Source organism: Dactylosporangium sp. NPDC049742 (genome assembly GCF_040674675.1).
Classification (GTDB): domain Bacteria; phylum Actinomycetota; class Actinomycetes; order Mycobacteriales; family Micromonosporaceae; genus Dactylosporangium; species Dactylosporangium maewongense.
This window is the reverse complement of record NZ_JBFANF010000122.1, coordinates 11994-18074: the sequence shown is the minus strand read 5'-3', so window position 1 is coordinate 18074 and position 6081 is coordinate 11994. Positions and strand designations below refer to the sequence as shown.

2 protein-coding genes are annotated in these 6081 nt (G+C 74.3%); both read right to left on the bottom strand.

Features of this window, described 5'->3' with window-relative positions; genetic code table 11:
* Positions 1-94: 94 nt before the first annotated feature.
* A complete protein-coding gene (locus AB0J72_RS57660) occupies positions 95-5608 on the bottom strand; it encodes an amino acid adenylation domain-containing protein (RefSeq protein ID WP_363417371.1) in 5514 nt (1837 codons plus the stop codon).
* A partial coding sequence (locus tag AB0J72_RS57655; protein WP_363417369.1) for a phosphopantetheine-binding protein occupies positions 5605-6081 on the bottom strand: 477 nt, incomplete at its 5' end. The genes AB0J72_RS57660 and AB0J72_RS57655, both read right to left, overlap by 4 nt.

Genomic DNA, 6081 nt, shown 5'->3' with positions numbered 1-6081 from the left:
GTCCGCTGCACGGGCACGGCCGGCACGGCCGGCGCGGCGGCCGGGCTCGCGGCGGCGGCCGGGACGGCGGCCGGGGTGGTGGCCGGGGTGGTGGTCATCGGGCCGGCTCCAGCTGCCGGGTTTCCTCGGCGGCGGGCACAGCAGCGGGTCCAAGGGTGCGGCGGCGCAGCTCCTGGATGCCGACGAGGTCGTCGGGCAGGGCGTCGGGCACGTCGGCGTCGAAGCGGCGCAGCACCGGGATCCGCAGCCCGGCGGCGACCATCGCGGCCATCGCGAGCCCGAACACGACGTACATGAGGGCGATCCCCCGGCCCGGCCCGGTGCCGATGACCGCGCCGACGGTCCCGGCGAGCGCGCCGCCGGGGGCGAGGAGCGGCTCGAAGAGCTTCGTGCCGAGGGGCGCGACGATGCCGTGGCCGATCGGCAGCGTCGACCAGGCGACCATGGTGTTCAGCGCGAAGACCCGGCCGTGGTACCGCTGCGGCACCTTCACCTGCACGATCGTGGTGTAGACGCCGTTGACGAGCGACAGCGCCGCGGAGAGGCCGAAGGCGCAGGCGCCGACGACCCACACGCTCGCGTGGGTGCCGCCGAGGACGGCGGCGGCGGCGAGGAGGGCGGCGAGGCCGAGCATGCCGCGCAGCCGCTGCCGGCGGGGCCCGCCCCAGAAGCCCATGGCGATGCCGCCGACGATGACGCCGGCGCCGCCGCACATGGCGACCCGCGCGGCGGTGCCGAGGTCGGCGAAGGACAGCACGAGCGGGGTCATGAGCAGGAACAGCGGGGCGAGGAAGATGTTCAGCCCGGCGAACCACAGCAGCATGGCCCGGAAGCCGCGGTGGTGCCACGAGTACGCGAAGCCGTGCCTGATCTCCGCGAGGAGCGTCTCGCGGCGCCGCCACGGCAGGGTGCGCGGGAACTTCACGACGGCGAGGACGGTGATCGCGACGGTGTAGCTGAGCACGTCGATGATGAGGATGCCGCGCAGGCCGATGCCGGCCATGAGCCCGACGGCGATGAGCGGCACGACGAAGGCGCTGACGCCGCCGGCGAGCTGGACGATGCCGTTGGCGTGGCCGAGGTACTGCTTCGGCACGAGCTGCGGGACCGCGGAGGCGTACGCGAGCCGCTGGAACGTCAGCGCGATCGACAGGGCGGCGAGCAGCGGGTAGATGTGCCACGGGACGAGCACACCGGCGACGAGCAGGGCGAGCAGCGCAGCCTGGGTGGCGCCGGCGGCGATGTCGCCGGCGAGCATCACCTTGCGCCGGTCGAACCGGTCGACGATCGCGCCGGCGACGGGCCCGGCGAGGATGCCGGGGAGCATGCCGATGACGGCGTAGAGGGCGTACCGGGCGACGGACCCGGTCTCCAGGTAGATCCAGATCGGCAGGGCGAACTCGGTGAGCGCGGAGCCGGTGATGGAGACGAGCTGGCTGAGCGCGACGACGAGGAACCGCGCCATCCCGGGCTGCGCGACGGGTTTCGCCGCGGCCGGGTCGGCGGGTGCGGGTGCCGCGGCGCCGGTGCCGTGCAGCCACCACGACGTGTCCCCCGCCGTCGCCGGCAGCACCTCAGCGGGTGCGGGGCCGCCGGGGGCCAGCGTCGGGTGGATGCGGCTGACGATGTCGGCGAGCTCCTTCGCCCGGTACTTGAGGAAGAAGTGCCCGGCCTCGTCGAGGAGCACGAGCGCGACCCGGTCGGACACGAGCAGCCACTCCTTGTACCGCTCCTGGTAGAAGTCGGCGGCGGGGTCGCGGGTGCCCATGACGGACACGATCGGCGCGCGGAGGCGGGCCGCCGCACGACCACCGCCGCCGTCGAGGGTGGCGGTGAAGTACTCCTCAGCGGCGACGGAGTCGCGGCGCATGTTGCCGATGATGAACTGTTTCTGGGTGTCGTCGAGATCGGCGACGTCGGCGCCCATCGACGTGAGCCAGTTCTCGTAGACCCGGTTGCCGAGCAGCGGTTCGAGGGCCGCGAACCGGCTCAGGGCGCTCAGCACGCGGCTGCGCGGGCGGGCGAACGGGAACTGGGCGCCGATGTAGACCGCTTCGAGGTCCCGGCCGGCGTTCTCGAGGCGGCGGGCGACGGCGACGATGAGGGCGCTGCCGACGCCGCAGTGGCCGTACAGGGCGATCGGGCCGCTGACGCGCTCCTGGATCTCGGCGGCGACGCGGTCGGCGAGCTCCTCGAACGGCAGGCGCTCCTCGGTGAGGCCGACGTCGTGCCCGGGGATCGCGACGGACCAGAGGGCGTGCCCGGCCGGCAGCGCGTCGGCGAGGGGCTGGTAGACGACGGCGCTGCCGCCGCCGTACGGGACGCAGACCAGCGACAGGTCCGGCGTGGACGTGGCCTTGGTGAGCTTGTGCAGCAGCCGCCGCGGCCCGCGGTCGTCCTCGGACAGGGACGCGAACGCGGCCAGCTCGCGGATCGTCTTGAGGGTGAACACGTCCATGACGCTGACCGGCTGCCCGATGCCGTCCAGCTGCTTGCGGGCGCGGGCGACGACCTGGGTGGCGAGCAGCGAGTGCCCGCCGAGGTCGAAGAAGTCGTCGTCGACGCCGACGGACGGCAGGCCGAGGACGTCGGCCCAGATGGCGGCGAAGACCAGCTCCGCCGGGGTGGTCGGCGGCGCCGACTCGGCGCCGCCCGCGGCCGCGACGGGTGCCGGGAGGGCGCGGCGGTCGAGCTTGCCGCTGGGGCCGAGCGGGAGCTTGTCGAGGCCGACGTACGCGCTGGGCACCATGTAGTCGGGCAGGCTCGCCTTCAGCGCCGACTTCAGCGCCGGCGCGTCCGGCTCGGCGACCCCGGTGAGGTAGGCGACGAGCCGCTTGTCGCCGGGCCGGTCCTCGCGGACGGTGACGGCGGCCTCGGTGACGCCGGGCTGGGCGCGCAGGGCGGCCTCGATCTCGCCGAGCTCGATCCGCAGCCCGCGGAGCTTCACCTGGTGGTCGATGCGGCCGAGGAACTCGACGGTGCCGTCGGTGCGCCAGCGGGTGAGGTCGCCGGTGCGGTACAGCCGGCCGCCGGGCGGCCCGAACGGGTCGGGGACGAACCGGGTGGCGGTGAGCCCGGGCCGGTCGTGGTAGCCCAGCGCCAGGCCGACGCCGCCGATGTGCAGCTCGCCGGGGACGCCGGGCGGCACCGGCTGGCCGGCGGGGTCGAGGACGTAGAGGCGGATGTTCTGGATCGGCGCGCCGATCGGGACGGTGTCCAGGTCGCCGGAGCACTGGAAGGCGGACACGTCGACGGCGGCCTCGGTCGGGCCGTACAGGTTCCACAGCGGCGTGCCGGGCAGCGCAGCGGCGAAGGCGCGGACGGCGTCGAGCGGGAGCTCCTCGCCGCTGCAGACGACCCGGCGGAGGCTGGTGCAGGCGGCGACGCCGTCCTCGGCGAGGAACATGGCGAGCATCGACGGCACGAAGTGGGTGGTGGTGACGCCTTCCCGCACGATCAGGTCGCGCAGGTAGGCGGCGTCCTTGTGCCCGCCGGGCTTGGCGAGGACGAGCCGCGCGCCGGTGATGAGCGGCCAGAAGAACTCCCACACCGACACGTCGAAGCTCGCCGGGGTCTTCTGGAGCACGACGTCGGTGCCGTCGAGCCGGTAGGTGCGCTGCATCCAGTCGAGGCGGTTGACGATGCCGCGGTGCGTGTTCGGCACGCCCTTCGGCTTCCCCGTCGACCCCGACGTGTAGATCATGTACGCGACGTCGCCCGCCTCGGGCGCGTCCGGCACCGGCGGGAGCTTCCGGGCGAACGCCGACGGGTCGTCGAGGAAGATGACGGTCGCGGTCGTGTCCGGCACGGGCAGCCGGGACTGGGTCAGCAGCACCGGCGCGGCGGCGTCGGCGAGCATGAACGCGAGCCGGTCCGCCGGGTAGTCGGGGTCCAGCGGCACGTAGGCGGCGCCGGCCTTGAGCACGCCGAGGAGGCCGACGACGAGGTCGGTGGAGCGTTCGGCGCTGACCGCGACGAGCCCGCCGGGGCCGGCGCCCTCGACGCGCAGCCGGCGGGCGACACGGTCGACGGCGACCTCCAGCTCGCGGTAGGTGAGGCGCCGGTCCTGGAACTGCACGGCGACGGCGTCGGGGGTCCGGGCGGCCTGCGCGGCGATGAGCCCGGGCAGGGTCGCGCCGTCCGGGAAGTCGGCGGCGGTGTCGTTCCAGCGGTGCAGCACCTGGTCGCGCTCGTCCGCCTCCAGGAGGTCCACGGTGGACACCGGCAGGCCGGGCCGGGCGACGACGGCGCGCAGCAGCTTGTCCAGGTGCCGGCCGAGGCGGGCGACGGTGGCCTCGTCGAACAGGTCGACGTTGTAGTTGAACGCCCCGCGCAGCCCGCTCGGGTCCTCCATGACGAACAGTTCGAGGTCGAAGCGGGTGCCGGTGGCGCGCAGCCCGAACGGTGTGACGTCGAGCGGGCCGGTGCCCCCGGCGAGGTTGGCGGCGGCGTAGTTCTGCACCGCGAGGACGGCCTGGAACACCGGTGAGCGGCTCACGTCGCGGGGCACGTTGAGCTCGGAGACCAGCTGCGCGAAGGGCAGCTCCTGGTGCGCGTACGCGGACAGGCACGTCTCGCGGGTGCGCTCGATCAGCTCGTCGAACGTGGGGTCGCCGTCGAGGCGGGCCCGCATCGCGAGGACGTTGACGAACATGCCGATGAGCCGTTCGAGCTCCGGCTCGGGCCGCCCGGCGATGGGTGAGCCGACGGCGAAGTCCCGCTGGCCGCTGTGCCGGGACAGCACGACCTGGAAGGCGGCGAGCAGCACCATGTAGACGGTGGCGCCGTGGGTCTTGGCGAGGCGGGTGAGCCCGTCGAGCAGCTCCCGGTCGATGTCGAAGCCGTACCCGGCGCCGTCGAACGTCTGCTGCTTCGGGCGCGGCCGGTCGGTGGGCAGCGCGAGGGGTTCGACGCCGGCGAGCTCGGTGCGCCAGTAGTCCACCTCCCGGGCGAGCGCGTCGCCGGTGAGCCGGCCACGCTGCCAGGCGGCGAAGTCGCCGTACTGGACGGGCAGCGGCGGCACGGGTGACGGGACGCCGGCGGCGTGGGCGTCGTAGCCGGCGAGGACCTCGCCGACGAGCACCTCGCTGGACCAGCCGTCGCTGATGCTGTGGTGGGTGACGAGCAGCAGCACGTGGTCGTCGGCGGCCATCCGGACCAGCAGCGCGTGCAGCAGCGGGCCGTGGACGAGGTCGAAGAGCCGGCCGACGGCCTCGTCGACGATCCTGGCGGCGGCGTCCTCGCCGGCGGCGTCGACGACCGTCAGCGTGACCGGCCCCGGTTCGGCGAGCTCCAGGACGGGCCGGCCGTCGTCGGTGACGGGGTAGCGGGTGCGCAGCGACTCGTGCCGGGCGACGACGTCGTCGAGCGAGCGGGCGAGCGCGGCCTCGTCGAGGGCGCCGCGCAGCCGGCGGGCGACCGGGATGTGGTAGGCGGCGGTCCCGGGCGCGAACTGCTCCATGAACCAGAGTCGTTCCTGGGCGAACGACAGGGGCGGGACGGTGTCTTCGGGCCGGGCCGGGATGGTGGGCCCGGTCTCGGCCGGGCGTCTGCGCAGTCGTGCGGTGAGCAGTGCCCGCTTGGTGGCGGACAGATCTTCCACGGTCATAACTGGTCCCCCGTGAGCATGTGCCGTGCGGTCTCTTCGTCCATCGCCTCGATCTCGGCGATGAGCAGCGCCTCGACGGCCTGGGCGAACCCGGCGACGGTGCGGTGGGTGAACAACGTGCGGATCGGGACGCTCAGGTCGACGGCGGCGCGGACCCGGGCGACCATGCGGGTGGCGAGCAGCGAGTGGCCGCCGAGGTCGAAGAAGTCGTCGTGCGCGCCGACCTTCTCCACGCCGAGCACCTCGGCCCAGACGCCGGCGACGAGGTCCTCGGCGTCGGTGCGGGGCGCGACGTAGCCGGCCGACGAGCGGACCTCGGGGTCCGGGAGGGCGGCCTTGTCGAGCTTGCCGTTGACGGTCAGCGGCAGGGCTTCCAGCGGCACGACCGCCGTCGGCACGAGGTGCGCCGGCAGCGTCGCGGGGGGGGGGTGGCGGGCGCGGGGCGGGCGCACGGTCGGCTGGGGGCTGTAGGG

What these genes read in the sequence shown, in the direction of transcription:
- AB0J72_RS57660 (WP_363417371.1), bottom strand. Translation starts at nt 5,608, where the DNA reads ATGACCGTGGAAGATCTGTCCGCCACCAAGCGGGCACTGCTCACCGCA.